Source organism: Saccharopolyspora karakumensis (genome assembly GCF_004349225.1).
Taxonomy (GTDB): domain Bacteria; phylum Actinomycetota; class Actinomycetes; order Mycobacteriales; family Pseudonocardiaceae; genus Saccharopolyspora; species Saccharopolyspora endophytica.
In genome coordinates this window covers 98,310-113,235 of sequence record NZ_SMLA01000016.1, presented here as the reverse complement: position 1 = coordinate 113,235, position 14,926 = coordinate 98,310, and the positions used below count along the sequence as shown (strand labels likewise).

Annotated in this window: 13 protein-coding genes; 4 read left to right on the top strand and 9 right to left on the bottom strand. The window is 70.3% G+C overall.

The window, feature by feature from the left end; genetic code table 11:
* Together E1202_RS13765 and E1202_RS13760 are read right to left on the bottom strand one after the other, a co-directional pair.
* Positions 1 to 433: acyl-CoA dehydrogenase family protein (locus E1202_RS13765; protein WP_165943853.1), on the bottom strand; the 433-nt coding region annotated here is incomplete at its 3' end.
* Positions 433 to 1,551, bottom strand: coding sequence for an acyl-CoA dehydrogenase family protein (locus E1202_RS13760; protein WP_207918621.1), 1,119 nt, complete (start codon positions 1,549 to 1,551; stop codon positions 433 to 435). The genes E1202_RS13760 and E1202_RS13765, both read right to left, overlap by 1 nt.
* Before the next feature lie 151 nt (positions 1,552 to 1,702).
* Here E1202_RS13760 and E1202_RS13755 point away from each other — a divergent pair, with 151 nt between their 5' ends.
* Positions 1,703 to 2,503, top strand: coding sequence for a crotonase/enoyl-CoA hydratase family protein (locus E1202_RS13755; protein ID WP_132683438.1), 801 nt, complete (start codon positions 1,703 to 1,705; stop codon positions 2,501 to 2,503).
* A gap of 84 nt (positions 2,504 to 2,587) precedes the next feature.
* Here E1202_RS13755 and E1202_RS13750 read toward each other — a convergent pair whose 3' ends face one another.
* Positions 2,588 to 3,781, bottom strand: coding sequence for an NADH:flavin oxidoreductase (locus tag E1202_RS13750; RefSeq protein WP_132683451.1), 1,194 nt, complete (start codon positions 3,779 to 3,781; stop codon positions 2,588 to 2,590).
* Positions 3,782 to 3,912: 131 nt separating this feature from the next.
* Here E1202_RS13750 and E1202_RS13745 point away from each other — a divergent pair, with 131 nt between their 5' ends.
* Together E1202_RS13745 and E1202_RS13740 are read left to right on the top strand one after the other, a co-directional pair.
* Complete coding sequence (locus E1202_RS13745) at positions 3,913 to 4,506, top strand: TetR/AcrR family transcriptional regulator (protein ID WP_132683437.1); 594 nt, start codon at positions 3,913 to 3,915, stop codon at positions 4,504 to 4,506.
* A gap of 194 nt (positions 4,507 to 4,700) precedes the next feature.
* On the top strand, positions 4,701 to 5,363 hold the full coding sequence (locus E1202_RS13740; protein ID WP_132683450.1) for a GntR family transcriptional regulator: 663 nt from the start codon (positions 4,701 to 4,703) through the stop codon (positions 5,361 to 5,363).
* 189 nt (positions 5,364 to 5,552) lie between these two features.
* Here the strand turns inward: E1202_RS13740 and E1202_RS13735 are convergent, their stop codons facing one another.
* Together E1202_RS13735 and E1202_RS13730 are read right to left on the bottom strand one after the other, a co-directional pair.
* Positions 5,553 to 6,725, bottom strand: coding sequence for an NAD(P)/FAD-dependent oxidoreductase (locus E1202_RS13735; protein WP_132683436.1), 1,173 nt, complete (start codon positions 6,723 to 6,725; stop codon positions 5,553 to 5,555).
* Positions 6,725 to 7,060 (bottom strand): bifunctional 3-phenylpropionate/cinnamic acid dioxygenase ferredoxin subunit, encoded by a 336-nt coding sequence (locus E1202_RS13730; protein ID WP_132683435.1) that lies wholly within the window; start codon positions 7,058 to 7,060, stop codon positions 6,725 to 6,727. The genes E1202_RS13735 and E1202_RS13730 overlap by 1 nt, the downstream gene beginning before the upstream one ends.
* 375 nt (positions 7,061 to 7,435) lie before the next feature.
* Between E1202_RS13730 and E1202_RS13725 the strand changes: the two genes are divergently transcribed.
* Positions 7,436 to 8,818 (top strand): MFS transporter, encoded by a 1,383-nt coding sequence (locus E1202_RS13725; RefSeq protein ID WP_456238806.1) that lies wholly within the window; start codon positions 7,436 to 7,438, stop codon positions 8,816 to 8,818.
* An 85-nt stretch (positions 8,819 to 8,903) separates the two neighbouring features.
* Here the strand turns inward: E1202_RS13725 and E1202_RS13720 are convergent, their stop codons facing one another.
* From E1202_RS13720 to E1202_RS13705, 4 genes are all read right to left on the bottom strand, one after another.
* On the bottom strand, positions 8,904 to 10,043 hold the full coding sequence (locus E1202_RS13720) for an aromatic ring-hydroxylating oxygenase subunit alpha (RefSeq protein ID WP_132683433.1): 1,140 nt from the start codon (positions 10,041 to 10,043) through the stop codon (positions 8,904 to 8,906).
* Positions 10,044 to 10,073: 30 nt separating this feature from the next.
* On the bottom strand, positions 10,074 to 10,913 hold the full coding sequence (gene purU / locus E1202_RS13715; protein ID WP_132683432.1) for a formyltetrahydrofolate deformylase: 840 nt from the start codon (positions 10,911 to 10,913) through the stop codon (positions 10,074 to 10,076).
* A gap of 10 nt (positions 10,914 to 10,923) precedes the next feature.
* On the bottom strand, positions 10,924 to 12,279 hold the full coding sequence (locus E1202_RS13710) for an L-serine ammonia-lyase (protein ID WP_132683431.1): 1,356 nt from the start codon (positions 12,277 to 12,279) through the stop codon (positions 10,924 to 10,926).
* A gap of 100 nt (positions 12,280 to 12,379) precedes the next feature.
* Positions 12,380 to 14,845 carry a GcvT family protein gene (locus tag E1202_RS13705; RefSeq protein WP_132683430.1) on the bottom strand — a complete coding sequence of 822 codons (2,466 nt, stop codon included), beginning with the start codon at positions 14,843 to 14,845 and terminating at the stop codon, positions 12,380 to 12,382.
* Positions 14,846 to 14,926: the final 81 nt, after the last annotated feature.

Below are 14,926 nucleotides of genomic sequence, written 5' to 3'. Positions count from 1 at the left end.
GGGTTTCGGATACGGCGTGGGTGCCGTTGGGGCGGCGGAAGAGGAGGACCGCGGGTACTTGGTCCAGCCAGGGGACCACGCGGGCTGTTCCGTCGGGTTCGACGATCGCGAGCGTGAGCGGAGTCGTCGGGTCGTCCGCGGGGATTCCGGCTGCGCGGAGGAGCCAGTGGGCCAGCAGGTCGCTCTCGGCGAACGGGAGATGTCGTGCTGCCGCTGCGCTTTCGCTCAGGAGGGCGGCGGCTTCGGGCCAGCCCGCTCCTGATCCGCCCTGCTGTTCCGGGGCGGTCAGGGCGGTGAAACCGAGTCGGCTCAAGCGTTCCCACAGATCCGCGTCGAAGGCGACGCCGCTGGTGGTCTGGTCGAGCCGGTCGTGGAGATCGCCGGCGAGGACCTCGCGCAGCACGTCGCGCAGCTCTGGGTCGACGGTGGTCATCAGCGCATTCCCAATCCGCGTGCGATGACGCCTCGCAGGATCTCGTTCGTCCCACCGCGCAGCGTGAACCCGGGCCGCTGCTGCACGGCCCGGCGGGTGAGGGCGGCGACGTCGCCGGTCTCGCCGGACGGGGTCGCGAGGTCGGCCAGCTCGGCGATGTCACCTTCGAGTACGGTTCCGAGGACCTTCACCAGCGCTGCCGGAACGTCCGCCCGTTCTCCGCGCTGGAGCGCGGCGGCGATGGACAGCGACATCTGGTGCAGTCCGGCCAGCCTGCCGGTGATCCTGCCCGCTTCGGCCGGTTCCAGACTCCCGACCAGGGCTTTCGCCAGCTGGTAGGTGGACAGGAACCGCTCCGGCCCGGAGCGCTCGAACGCCAGCTCCGAGGTGACCTGGTGCCAGCCCGCACCGATCTCCCCCACGACGTGATCGTCGGGCACCACCACCTCGTCGAGGTGGACCTCGTTGAAGTGGTGCGATCCGTTCGCCGAGATGACCGGCCGGATCTCCACGCCCGGGGAGTCCAGCCGCACCAGCAACTGGCTCAGCCCGTCGTGGCGCTCCTCCCCTGGTGGCGAGGTGCGGACGAGGGCGATGAAGGCGTCCGCGACGTGGGCCCCGGAGGTCCACAGCTTGGTGCCGCGCACCCGCCAGCCGCCGTCGACCCGTTCCGCCCGCGTGCGCACGCCGGCCAGGTCGGAGCCCGAATCCGGCTCGCTCATGCCGATCGCGAAGAACACCTCGCCGGTCACGATGCGCGGCAGGTACTCCCGCTTGAGCCGCTCGCTGCCGAAGCGCAGCAGGTTCGGCGCGACCTGCCGGTCGGAGATCCAGTGCGCGGCGACCGGCGCCCCGGCGGCCAGCAGCTCCTCGGTGACCACGAACCGCTCCAGGAACGTCCTGCCGTGGCCGCCGTACTCGGTGGGCACGGTCATGCCCAGCCATCCCCGCTCGGCGAGCGAGCGTGTGAAACCCACGTCCCACCCGCTCAACCAGCTGTCCACGGCCGGTTCGAACGCGCCCGCGGCGACCTGCTCGGCGAGGAAACCCCGCACCTCCCGGCGCACCGCGTCCAGCTGCTGGTCCTCGCGAACGGGCGGCGGCATCAACGACGGCATCGACCACTCCTGCACTGGATCCGGACCGGTTGCGCTCACCACGTAACCGGCACGCACGTCCCAGGTCAACGGGCCTTGCCGATGACCTGGTGGCGCACGTGCACGTAGGGTGTCGCCGAGTCAGGCCCGCTGCTTTGGAGGAACGCTTCTCATGTCCGATGTGCTGCTGGTCGAGCGCGCCGATCACGTGGAGACCTGGACGATCAACCTGCCCGATCAGCGCAATCCGATCTCCGGTGCGGACCTGATCGAGGCGTTCGAGGACAACGCGCGGCGGGTGCAGCAGGACCTCGACGCGCGGTGCGTGGTGCTCACCGGAGCGGGCAAGGCGTTCTCGGCGGGCGGCAACGTCAACGACATGCGGGAGAAGGCCGGCATGTTCAGCGGCAGCCCGTGGGAGATGCGCAACGGCTACCGCGACGGCATCCAGCGGATCCCGCTGGCCCTGTCCGAGTGCGAGGTCCCGATGGTGGCCGCCGTCAACGGGCCCGCGGTCGGGGCCGGATGCGACCTGGCCATGATGTGCGACCTGCGGGTGGCCTCCACCAACGCTTGGTTCGCCGAGTCGTTCGTGCAGCTGGGCATCATCCCCGGCGACGGCGGAGCCTGGTTCCTCACCCAGGCCATCGGCCCGCAGCGCGCGGCGGAGATGGCGCTCACCGGCGACCGCGTCACGGCCGCGAAGGCGCTCGAATGGGGCATGGTGGCGCACGTCGTCGAACCGGAGCAGCTGCTCGACGAGGCTCGCGCGCTGGCAGCCCGGATCGCCAAGAACCCGCCGCACGCCACCCGGATGGCCAAGCGGCTGCTCAAGGAGTCCCGGACCAACGACCTGCGCCACGTGCTGGAGCTCTCGGCCACCATGCAGGCCCTCTCCCACCACACCGCCGACCACGCCGAAGCCATGAACGCCGTGCTCGACAAGCGCCCCGGCACCTACCGAGGCCGCTGACCGCTCCGCAGGTGTGGTCCCTGATTTCAGTGGAACTCGGGTTCCCGATTTCCACTGAGTTCCGGTTCCCGAGTTCCGCTGAAATCAGGGGCGGGGTGGGTCCTCCGGGGTCAGGACGCAGCGGGAGCCGGTGAAGATGGTGACCATGCAGCGGTTGTTGTGGTTGCACAGAGACCGGGTGCCGGGGTCCGCGGCGATGCGGTTGATCAGGTCGGGCTCGCGGAGGAGGGCACGGCCCATCGCCACGAACTGGAAGCCCTCCCGCATGGCGGTGTCCATGATCTGCCGGTTGGTGACGCCCCCGAGCAGCACCATCGGCAAGCCGACCGCCGTGCGGATCTGGCGGGCGTCGTCCAGCAGGTAGCCGTCCCGGTAGGGGTACTCGCGGAGGAACCTGCTGCCGACCAGCTTCACACCGGTGCGGATGGGTTCGCGCATCACCGAGGCGAACTCGCGAACCGGGGCGTCGCCCTTGAACAGGTACATCGGGTTGAGCAGCGAGCTGCCCGCGGTCATCTCCAGCGCGTCGACGGTGCCCTCGGCCTCCAGCCACTGCGCCACCGCGATCGCCTCGTCCAGCCAGAACCCGCCGGGCACACCGTCGTCCATGTTCAGCTTGGCCAGGATCGCGATCCGGTCGCCGACGGCTTCGCGGACGGCGCGCATGATCCGCAGCGCGAACCGGGCCCGGTTCGCGAGACCGCCGCCGTAGGCATCGGTGCGCTTGTTGAGCTTGGGGCTGAGGAACGAGCTGGCCAGGTAGTTGTGTCCCAAGTGGATCTCGACGGCGTCGAAACCGGTTGCCACGGCCATTTTCGCGGCGTCGCCGTGCGCTTGGACGACCCGGTCGATGTCGGCCAGCGTCGCGGCCTTGACCGGGCGCAGCGATTGCAGGCTCAGCGACCTGCTCGGCCCGAGCGCGGGCAGCTTCGTCTTGGTGGAGTCGGCGACCGGCCCGGAGTGGCCGACCTGCGCGGAGATCGCGGCGCCCTCGGCGTGCACGGCCTCGGTCAACCGCCGCAGGCCCGGGGCTGCCTCGTCGCGCCAGACGATCTGGTGCCCGTCGGTGCGCCCCTCCGGTGCGACCGCGCAGTAGGCGACCGTGGTCATCCCGACCCCTCCGGCCGCGTGCCGCACGTGGAAGTCGATCAGCTCGTCGGTGACCAGTCCGCGACGCGCCCTCTTCTCGTAGGTCGCGGCTTTGAGCACCCGGTTGCGCAGCCGCAACGGCCCCAGCATCGCCGGGGCGAGCACGTCGGGGATGACCTCTTCGCGCATCGCTTCGTCCTCACCTCGTCGGAAGTCCAGCGTTGCGATCGGCACCCTACCAGGATTTTGGCGCACCCCGCCAAAAATTCAGGACAAGCGGCTGACCAGCGCGGAGAGCTCGGTCGACTATCGTCGGCGAGGTGAGCAACAGCGACGCCTCCGCACCGCAGCGCGGCCGCCCGACCGTGCTCGACCGCGCCGCCATCGCCACCGAGGCCTTCCGGCTCTGGGCCGAGCGCGGCTACGACGACGTGGGCTGGAAGGACATCGCCGAGGCCACCGGCGTCAGCGTCCGCACCCTCGTCCGCCACTTCGCGCGCAAGTCCGACATCGCCTGGATCGGCGTGCCCGCCGCCACCCGCCGGCTGCGCGACGCGCTCGACGACACCCCCGAGGGCTCCCCCGTCGGCGACGCCGTCCGCCGCGCGATCGTCGCGTCCATCTCGGACGATCCGATGATGCCCGCAGGCCCCGCCTGGATCCGGGTCGTGTGCGCCGAACCCGAGATCGCAGGTACCGCCCCGACCGCCTACCAGCCCTGGATCGACGAGCTCGCCCGCTTCATCGACCACCGCGTCCCCGGCATCACCCCGGCCGCCGCCACCGCTGTGGCCAGCGGATACCAGGCGGCCACCTTCGCCGCCCTGGTCGCCTGGAGCGAGGCCGGCTCCCACGAGCGCGCCGCCGCGGCGGCGGACGAAGCCCTCACCTGGCTGTCGATCCCCGCACCGTGACGCGGCACCGACATCCGGGCGAATCCGGATCGATTCCCGTGAATCGCAAGTCCGATGCCGTGGAAATCACAATTCAGAATGATTTCACCGCGAACTCCAAAAGCTTCGAATGATGCGGGAATGCTTTCTGCTATACTACTGATGTACCAGAATTCGATGTGTCAGAAGTCTGTTCTGATGAAGTCGGGGCGATGATGACTGCTGCGAGCGAGGAGCACCCGGGCAACCTGTCCATGGCGGAGAAGGCGTACCTGGCGATCAGAGACCGGCTGATCATGCTGGACATCCCGCCGATGACGGCCATCGACGACGCGGCGCTGGCGCGCTCGCTGGAGATCGGCCGCACCCCTGTGCGCGAGGCGCTCAAGCGGCTGGAGATCGACCGGCTGGTCGTGTCCTACCCGCGCCGGGGGACCTTCGCCACGGCCGTGGACATCACCGATCTGGCCTACATCTCCGACCTGCGCGTGCACCTGGAACCACTGGCCGCCCGGCGAGCCGCCGAGATCGCCGGGGATGCCGACCTGGAGGAGATCGGCGGGCTCGTCGACCAGCTCGACGGCATGGACTTCCGCTCGATGGCGCGCGACGAGGTCATGCGCTGGGACCTGCACGTGCACCGCACGATCTACCACGCGGCCGGCAACCCGCACCTCGAGGACACCCTGATCCGCTACGACAACCTCGCGACGCGGATCTTCTGCGTCTTCCTGGACCGCATGCAGGACTTCGACAGCCACGTCATGGAGCACTCGGCGCTGCTGCGAGCCATCGGATCCCGCAAGCCCGACAAGGCCGAACAGCTGGCCAGGGAGCACGTCCTCAACTTCGACAAGGCGATGCGCTCCCTGGTGTAAGAGCTGGTGAGCGACTGCTTCGCTGAGCGGTGCAGGTGGCGGAACCTGAGCGGCTTCGTGGACTCCGTGCGCCACGACTTGTGCACGTCCCATGCACGGCGTCGCGGCGTACTCGCCACGAAACCGCTCAGAACCCGCGGCGGTGCGTGCTGAGTCCCACACCTGAAACAGCGGCTAACACCTCATCGCTCAACCGGCCTGGAGGCGCTGTGCGAGCTTGCGGCGCCATTGGCCGAAGGGCCGGGCGCGATCGACCGCGAGCACGCCTACGGGTTGTTCCGCCGCGTCGACGTAGAGCGCGAGGAAATCGCCGGATTCGGGGTCGCCCTCCTCGATCTGAACGGTGCAGTCCTCGGTGCGGTGGCCGGCGAACTGGATCTTGTGCCCGTACTGGTCGGACCAGAAGTAGGGAACCGCGTGGTGCGCGGGAGCCGAGTGCTCCCGGCCGAGCAGCGCCGCCACGGCGGCCGCCGGTTGTTGCAGCGCGTTGGTCCAGTGCTCCAGCCGCATGGGACGCGCGGTGTAGTCGCGGTAGGAGTGCGCGCAGTCGCCCGCCGCCACGACCTCCGGCACCCTGGTCCGGCCGCGCGCGTCCGTGCTGACCCCGTGGTCGAGGTCGAGCCCGGAACCGGCGAGCCATTCGGTGTTCGGTTCGGCCCCGATGCCGACCACGACGACGTCCGCGGGCAGCTCCCGCCCGTCGGACAACCGCACCCCGGTCACGCGGGACTCCCCCAGCATCTCGGCGATGCCGGACAGCGGGTGCACCCGGACGCCGTTGCGGGCGTGCAGCCGGGCGCACACCTCGCCCATGTCGGCGCCCAGCGCTCGGCGCAGCGGAACCGGCCCGTTGTCGACGACGTCGACCTCGCACCCGAGCGCGACCGCCGTCGAAGCGACCTCGGCGCCGATGAACCCGGCGCCGACGACCACCAGCCGCGCTCCGGCGACCAGCTCCGCGCGCAGGCCTCGCGCGTCGTCCAGGGTCCGCAGGGTGTGCACGCCCTGGAGCGGCTCGCCGGGCAGCTGCCGCGCCCGCGCGCCGGTGGCCAGCACGACGCCGTCGGTGCCGATGCGGGTTCCGTCGGCGAGCACGACCGCGCGACCGGCCGCGTCGAGCGCGCTCGCGGGCTGCCCGAGGCGCCAGTCCACGTCGAGCTCGTCGTCGTCGGAGTCGGTGAGCCGGATGTCGTCCTCGTCGATCGCCCCCGCCAGGAACTCCTTGGACAGCGGCGGCCGGTCGTAGGGGCGGTGCGGCTCGTCGCCGATCACCGCGATCTCGCCTTCGAAACCCTGCTCGCGCAGCGCGCGGACCGCCGAGAGCCCGGCCAGGGACGCGCCGACGACCGTGATGCGGCGCATCAACCGACCTCCTCCGCGACGGTGCTGCCGACGCGAGTCGACTCGTGCACGTAGACCATCCCGTCCTCGACCGTGACGGCGTGCGTGCGGACCGGCTTCTTGGCCGGCGGGCCGCTGGGCATTCCCGTGCGGAGGTCGAAACACGCTGCGTGCAGCGGGCATTCGACCGCGCATCCCTCCAACCACCCGTCGGACAGCGAGGCGTCCTGATGCGAGCAGGTGTCGTCGATCGCGTAGAGCTCACCGTCGACGTTGAACACCGCGATCGCCACCTCGCCGTGCACGCGGACCGACTCCCCCGGCGGCAGGTCGAGCAGCTCACCAACCAAGATCATTACGCCTCCTGTTGCAGATAGCGGAACACCGCGTGCTATGCGCAACAACAGGATGGGGGTCCGCAGCCCGCTCGTCAATGGGAGATTTTCGCCCGAAACAGGGATTTATCAAGGGGTTCCAACCCCCGGGCGCACCCCATCGCGAGGTCGCGCTCTGCTGCGTCACGGCCTCGTGGACGGGCGATGAGGGGGTTGAGGTGTTGCTTCGGCGATGCCGAGGGGATACCTTCTCGCCAACAGATATATCAGTAGTAGGTCGCGGTCACAACCGCGACGCCGCACTCCGTTCGCGGCGCCCAGCGCACCGCGTCGCACCCGGGGGACCCCATGACCGACCGCCCCAGACGGCCTCGGCGAGGTCTGAGACCGCCTGTCGTGCAAGAGGAACGCACGGTCCACCGCGCGGTCGCGGCCGCCTCGGTCGGCAACGTCGCCGAGTGGTACGACTTCGGGATCTACTCCTACCTGGCCGCCGGGGTGCTCGACCAGGTCTTCTTCGCCGACTTCGGCCCGTGGGCGGCGGTGTACACGCTCGGCGCGTTCGCCGCCGCGTTCGTGATGCGCCCGCTGGGCGGTTTCGTCTTCGGGCGCCTCGGCGACCGCTTCGGGCGCACCAAGGTCCTGTCCGCCACGGTGCTCATGATGGCGGCGGCCACGGTGCTGCTCGGGCTCCTCCCCGACTACGGCGCCGCCGGCCTGCTGGCGCCCGTCCTCGTGCTGCTCGTGCGGATGCTGCAGGGCTTCTCCGCGGGAGGCGAGTACACCGGGGCGCTGACGCTGATCGCCGAGTACGCGCCGGACCGGCGCCGCGGGTTCTTCGGCAGCTGGCTGGAGTTCAGCACGCTGACCGGCTACGCCCTCGGCGCGGGCACCTGCGGCGCGGTGGTCGCGCTGCTGCCGCCGGACGCGCTGCTGGCGTGGGGCTGGCGCGTGCCGTTCATGCTCGCCCTACCGCTCGGGCTCATCGGGCTCTACCTGCGCATCCGCCTGGAGGACACCCCGGCGTTCCGGCAGCTCATGGAGCGATCGCCGGTGCTGGCCACGATGACGACGCGACGCGCGGTGCAGATCGTGCTGCGCCACTACCGGACTCCCGCGCTGGTGGCCGCCGGGATCGTCGTGGCGTGGAACGTCACCAACTACGTGCTCACCAACTACGTCCCGACCTACCTGACCAGCACGCTCCCCCGCCACGGCGAGGGCGGCACCAGCAACGCGGTCGCGACGGGCATGCAGGTCGCGGTCATGGTGGTGATGCTGTGCGCCATCGTCGGCGTGGGCAGGCTCAGCGACCGCATCGGCCGCAAACCCGTGCTGATGACCGGAAGCGTCGCCCTGGTCCTGCTCGGGCTGCCCGCCGTGTGGCTGCTGCGCGCCGGAACGGGCGGTCAGGCGCTCGGGCTGCTCATCATCGGGTTGTGCCTGATGTGCTTCGCGGCGGTCTCACCGTCGACGCTGCCCGCGCTGTTCCCCACGATGATCCGCTACAGCAGCCTCGCGGTCATCTTCAACCTGTCGGTGTCGTTGTTCGCCGGCACCGCACCGACGATCATCGAGGCCGCGGTCACCGCGACCGGCAACCTGGACTGGCCGGGCTACTACCTGATCGGCGCGGGCATCATCGGGATCGTCGCCACGCACTTCCTGCGCGAGCACGCGGGCAAGCCGCTGGACGGAGCCGCGCCGCTGACCTCCAGCGCCGAGCTACCACCACCGCCGCTGTCGGAAGACGGTGTGCCGCTGGAACTTCCGCGCTAGAGCGCGAGCACTTCCGCGTCTCGACGACGAACGCGCGAAGGTGGCCTCGCACCGGTCCGGTGCGAGGCCACCTCCTCAGCCGCGGTCAGCCGGTCCGCTCGCGGACCCAGTCGTGGAACTCGACGATGTGGTGCTCGCTGGGCACCAGCACGCCGCCGGAGGCGTAGGAGCGGGAGTCCATGGCCAGCTGGCAGCGCTCGCAGGCGTCGAAGTCCTGCTGGTTGACCCGGTGGAACAGCTCCACCGACCGGTCGATGTCGGCACCCGAGTCGACCACATCGGGCAGGTACAGCCAGTCGCAGCGCACGAGCGTGCGGTCCGGTGCCAGCGGGAACATCCGGTGGAAGACGACGTGGTCGGGCACGAGGTTGATGAACACCTGCGGCCGGACGGTGATGGCGTAGTAGCGGCGGTCCTGGTCCTCGTTGACGCCGGGCAGCTTGGCCAGTCCGGCCGAACCGTCCACGGTGAAGCCCTCGATGTCCTCGCCGAACTCGGCGCCGTGGCCCACGAAGTACTGCGCGGCCAGACCGTCGGCGAACTCGGGCAGGACCTCGGTGAGCTCGGGGTGGATCGTGGCGCAGTGGTAGCACTCCATGAAGTTCTCGACGATCTGCTTCCAGTTCGCCTTCACGTCGTACTCGACGCGCCTGCCCAGCTTGAGGTCGGCGACCTGGTAACCGACGATCGCGTCCGGCGTGCCGAGGCGGTTGGTGACGTCACCGATGACGGTGTCGTCGAACGACGGCGGTTCCTCGGCCAGGCACAGCCACACGTACCCGAGCCACTCCCGCACGTGCACCTCGTGCAGGCCGTACTGGGTGCGGTCGACGTCGTCCATGGCGTTGAGGTTCGGCGCGGCGATCAGCTCGCCGTCGAAGGAGTACGTCCAGGCGTGGTACGGGCATTGGAAGGACCGGCGCACCTCGCCGGACTCCTCGGTGCACAGCCGCGCGCCTCGATGCCGGCACACGTTGAGGTGCGCCTTGATGGCACCGCTGCGGTTGCGGGTGACCAGCACGCTCTCCCGGCCGATCTGGACGGTCTCGAACTGGCCCGGCTTGGCCAGGTCCGCACTGCGCACCGCGCAGAACCAGCCGGCCTCGAAGATCGTCGCCTGTTCGAGGCGGAAGATCCCCGGCTCGGTGTAGTGGTGCCCCGGCAGCGTCTCGCGCAGGCTCTCGGGCAGCTGGGACTCGGTGGTGGGAAGCTCACCGGTGGTCATGGGCACAGTCTCCTCAGCGCTGGAGTGGGGTCAGGGGAACACGACGGTGCTGTTGCCGTTGAGCAGGACGCGGTGCTCGCAGTACCACCGCACCGCGCGGGACAGCGCGAGCGCTTCGGCGTCGCGGCCCACGGTCTGCAAGGCTCTCGGATCGTGGGTGTGGTCGATGCGGATGACCTCCTGCTCGATGATCGGCCCCTCGTCCAGGTCGGGGGTCACGTAGTGGGCCGTGGCGCCGACGAGCTTGACGCCGCGGTCGTACGCCTGGTGGTAGGGCTTGGCGCCCTTGAAACCGGGCAGGAACGAGTGGTGGATGTTGATCGCCCTGCCGTGCAGCGCCTTGCAGGTCTGATCGGACAGCACCTGCATGTAGCGGGCGAGCACGACCAGGTCCGCGTCGTGGTCGTCGACCAGCCGCAGCAGCCGCGCCTCGGCCTCGGGTTTGGTCTCCGGGGTGACCGGAACGTGGTGGAACGGCAGGCCGGCGGCCTCGGCCATCGGGCGCAGGTCCTCGTGGTTGGAGACCACGGCGACGATCTCGGCGCTCAGCGCGCCCGCGCGCCAGCGGTAGATGAGGTCGTTGAGGCAGTGCCCGAGCTTGGAGACCATCACCAGCACGCGGGCGGGCCGCGCCGAGTGGAACGCGTAGTCCATGCCGAATTCCGTTGCCACCGGCTCGAATCCGCGCTTGAGCTCGTCGAGGTCGGCATCGTCGCCGCTGGCCTGCACCCGCAGGAACAGGCGTCCGCGCACGGCGTCGTCGAACTGGCGGTACTCGCCGATGTCGCACCCGTGCCGGAACAGGAACGAGCTGACGGCCTGGACGATGCCGGTGCGGTTCCGGCAGCTCAGGGTGAGGGTGAATGTCACGGGCTTCTCCTCAGCATTCCACGATGTTGAGCGCGAGGCCGCCACGAGCGGTCTCCTTGTACTCGTCCTTCATGTCGGCGCCGGTGTCGCGCATCGTCTTGATGGCCTTGTCCAGCGAGACGTGGTGCTTGCCGTCGCCGCGCAGCGCCATCCGCGCCGCGGTGATCGCCTTGATCGCCGCGACCGCGTTGCGCTCGATGCACGGGATCTGCACGAGCCCGCCGATCGGGTCGCAGGTCAGCCCGAGGTTGTGCTCGATGCCGATCTCGGCGGCGTTCTCCACCTGCTCCGGCGTTCCGCCCAGCAGCTCGGCGAGTCCGGCCGCGGCCATCGAGCAGGCCGAACCGACCTCGCCCTGGCAGCCGACCTCGGCACCGGAGATGGAGGCGTTCTGCTTGAACAGCGCGCCGACCGCTCCGGCGGTGAGCAGGAAGCGGACCGCCGCGTCGTCGTCGAAGCCCGGCAGGAAGCGGTGGGCGTAGTGCAGCACCGCCGGGACGATCCCGGCGGCTCCGTTGGTCGGGGCGGTCACCACCCGGCCGCCCGCCGCGTTCTCCTCGTTGACCGCCAGGGCGTAGAGGGTCACCCACTCCATGGGGTCGGCGTCGTCGTCGAGGCGGGCGTGCAGGTCCTGGGCGCGGCGGCGGACTTCGAGACCGCCGGGCAGGACGCCGCCGGTGCGCACGCCCTGCTCGACGCACTCCCGCATCACCTGCCAGATGTGCAGCAGGTGCCCTCTGGTCTCGTTCTCGGGGCGCCAGGTCGCCTCGTTGGCCAGGACGACGTCGCTGATGCGCCCACCCGTCTCCGCTGCTCGGGCGAGCAGTTCGGCGCCGGTGCCGAACGGGTGGGCGACCGGCTCGGCGTCCTCGACGAGCGCCGGGCGGTCGGTCTCGTCCTCGTCGAGCACGAATCCGCCGCCGACGGAGTAGTACTCGCGGCGCACGAGCCGATCACCGCCGTCGTCGAAGGCCTCGAAGGACATGCCGTTGCTGTGGAAGTCGAGCCGTTCACCGCGGTGCAGCACGATGTCGGCGTCCACGTCGAAGGGGATCTTGTGCTCGCCGCCGAGGCTGATGCGGTGCTCCTCGCGCACCGCCAGCACCTGCGGTTCGACTGCCACCGGGTCGACCAGGTGCGGTTGCTCCCCGGTCAGCCCGAGCACGACGGCCTTGACGCTGCCGTGCCCGTGCCCGGTGGCGCCCAGCGAGCCGAACAGCTCGCAGCGCAGCCGGGTCGTGCGGGGCAGCGCTCCGGTCCGGCGCAGGTGGTCGACGAACCGGAACGCCGCACGCATCGGTCCGACCGTGTGCGAACTCGACGGCCCGATGCCGACCTTGAACAAGTCGAAGACGGACAGGCTCATGCATGTGCTCCTGATCGGTTGGGGGCGGAGCGAGGGCAGGTGGCGGTTCTGGTCCGAACTGCGCGGGCGGAACGGACCACGACCGACCTGGCCCCGGGTTTCAGCGGCGGATTCGGTGCATGTCGGGGTCGACCAGCGGCTCGGCCGCGACCGTGGCGTCGACCATGCGGTCGAAGTACTTGATCCGGACGCGGGTTCCGACCACCGCCGTGGCCGGGAGCCAGGCGTAGGCGATGGGCACTCCGAGGGTGTGCGCGAAGGCCGCCGAGGTGACGTACCCCGAGGGCACGCCGTCGACGAACACGGGCTCGGAACCGAGGACCACGCTGCGGCCGTCGTCGATGGTCAGGCACGACAGGCGCCGCGTCACCGCGTCGGGTTCGATGCCGGCGAGGGCGTCGCGGCCCACGAACTCGCCCTTCTGCGGCCGGACGGCGAACCCGACGCCGGCCTCGTAGGGGTTGTGCTCGGTGGTCATGTCCGCTCCCCAGGCGCGGTAGCCCTTCTCCAGCCGGAGGCTGTTGAACGCGGCCCGCCCGGCTGCCACCACGCCCAGGTCCCGGCCGGCCTCGAAGAGCACGTCCCACAGCCGCTGGCCGTACTCCGCGCTGGTGTAGAGCTCCCAGCCCAGCTCGCCGACGTAGGACACCCGCATGGCGGTCACCGGGATCCCGGCGATGTGGATCTGCTTGCAGCGGAAGAACTTCAGGCCCTCGTGCGAGAGGTCGTCGCGGCTCAACGGCTGCACCAGGTCGCGCGCCAGCGGACCCCACACGCCGATGCAGCAGGTGCCGCCGGTGATGTCGCGCAGCACGACACCGCCGTCCTCGGGCAGGTTGCGCCGCAGGTGCTCGTGGTCGAGGTTGCCGTTGGCGCCGACCTGGAACAGCTGCTCCCCCAGCCGCGCGACGGTGAGGTCGCTGCGCACGCCACCGGCCTCGTCGAGCATCAGCGTGTAGGTCACCGAACCGACCGACTTGTCCACCTTGTTGGTGGTGAGCCGGTCCAGGAACGCCAGCGCCCCCGGCCCGCTGACCTCCAGTCGCTTGAGCGAGGTCATGTCGTAGAGCGCGACGGCGGTGCGGGTCTTCCACGCCTCCACGGCCGCGACGGGGCTGTGGAACATCGCCGACCAGGTGTCCCGCGCGGGCGGCTGCCACTCCATCGGCAGGTCCTTGACCAGCGCGGCGTTGGCCTCGAACCAGTGCGGGCGCTCCCAGCCGTGGGCTTCGAGGAACACCGCGCCGAGCTCCTTCTGGCGCGCGTGGAACGGGCTGACCCGCAGCTCGCGCGGCGAGAACTTCGGCTGCAGCGGGTGCTTGACGTCGTAGATCTCCACGAAGTTGCGCGAGGAGGTCTCCTCGACGTAGTCGGGCGCGGTCTCCAGCTCGTCGAAGCGGTGCACGTCGCAGCCGTGCAGCTCGACCTCGCTGCGGCCGTCGACCAGCAGCTGCGCCACGGAGCGCGCGACACCGGCGGAGTGCGTGACCCACACGGCCTCGGCGATCCAGAACCCCTGGACCTCGGAGGATTCACCGACGAGCGGCCCGCCGTCGGGGGTGAAGGAGAAGACGCCGTTGAAGCCGGTGTCGACCTTCGCGGTCTCCAGCGCGGGCAGCAGCCGCTTGCTGTGCTCCCAGGAGGCGGCGAAGTCCTCCTCGGTGAACGGCAGCATCGACGGCATCGCCCGCTCCGAGGTCTCCTCGTCCTGCGGGAGGTCGCTCAGCCGCACCGGAATCGGGCGGTGGGCGTAGGTTCCGATGCCGAGGCGGTCGACGTGCTCGCGGTAGTACAGGTCGCGGTCCTGGTGGCGCAGGATCGGCAGGTTGGCCTCGGTGCGCTCGTCGTTGCGCCCGGCCAGCTCGGGCAGCGGGTCGGTCTTGGCGTACTGGTGGGCCATGGGCAGCAGGGGCACGGTCATGCCGACCATCTCGCCGATGGCCTGGCCCCAGAACCCGGCGCAGGACACCACGATGTCGGCGGGGATCTCGCCGTGGTCGGTCTCGACGCCGGTCACCCGGCCGTGGCTGTGGTTGATCCCGGTGACCGTCACCGCGCCCCGGAACCGGGCTCCCCGCGCCACCGAGCGCCGGGCGAGCGCGACGACCGCGCGAGCGGCCTTGGCGAGCCCGTCGGTGGGCGTGTGGAACCCGCCGAGGACCTTCTCGGCGTCGAGCAGCGGGTGCAGCTTCGCGCATTCCTCGGGGCCGATGACCTCGCCGGGAACGCCCCAGGAGGTGGCCCAGCCCTGCTTGCGGTGCAGGTCGGCGAACCGCTCGGGGGTGGTGGCGATCTCGAGACCGCCGACCTGGTTGAAGCAGCGGTCGCCGTCGTCGTCGAGGCCCTGGAGCTTCTCGACGGTGTAGGTGGCGAACTCGGTCATCGTCTTGGACGGGCCGGTCTGGTAGACGAGGCCGGGCGCGTGGGAGGTCGAGCCGCCGGTGAGCGGCAACGGGCCCTGGTCGACGACGGTGACCTGGTTCCACCCGCGGCTCGTGAGCTCATCGGCCAGGTTCGCGCCGACGATCCCGGCTCCGATGATGACGACGCGAGGGGTCGTGCTCATGGTGGTCTCCTAACGGGCGGGTGTGAAGCTGGGGAGACTCCGCCTGCGACGAGGCGGGATGCGTTGCGAGGAAAGCAGTTC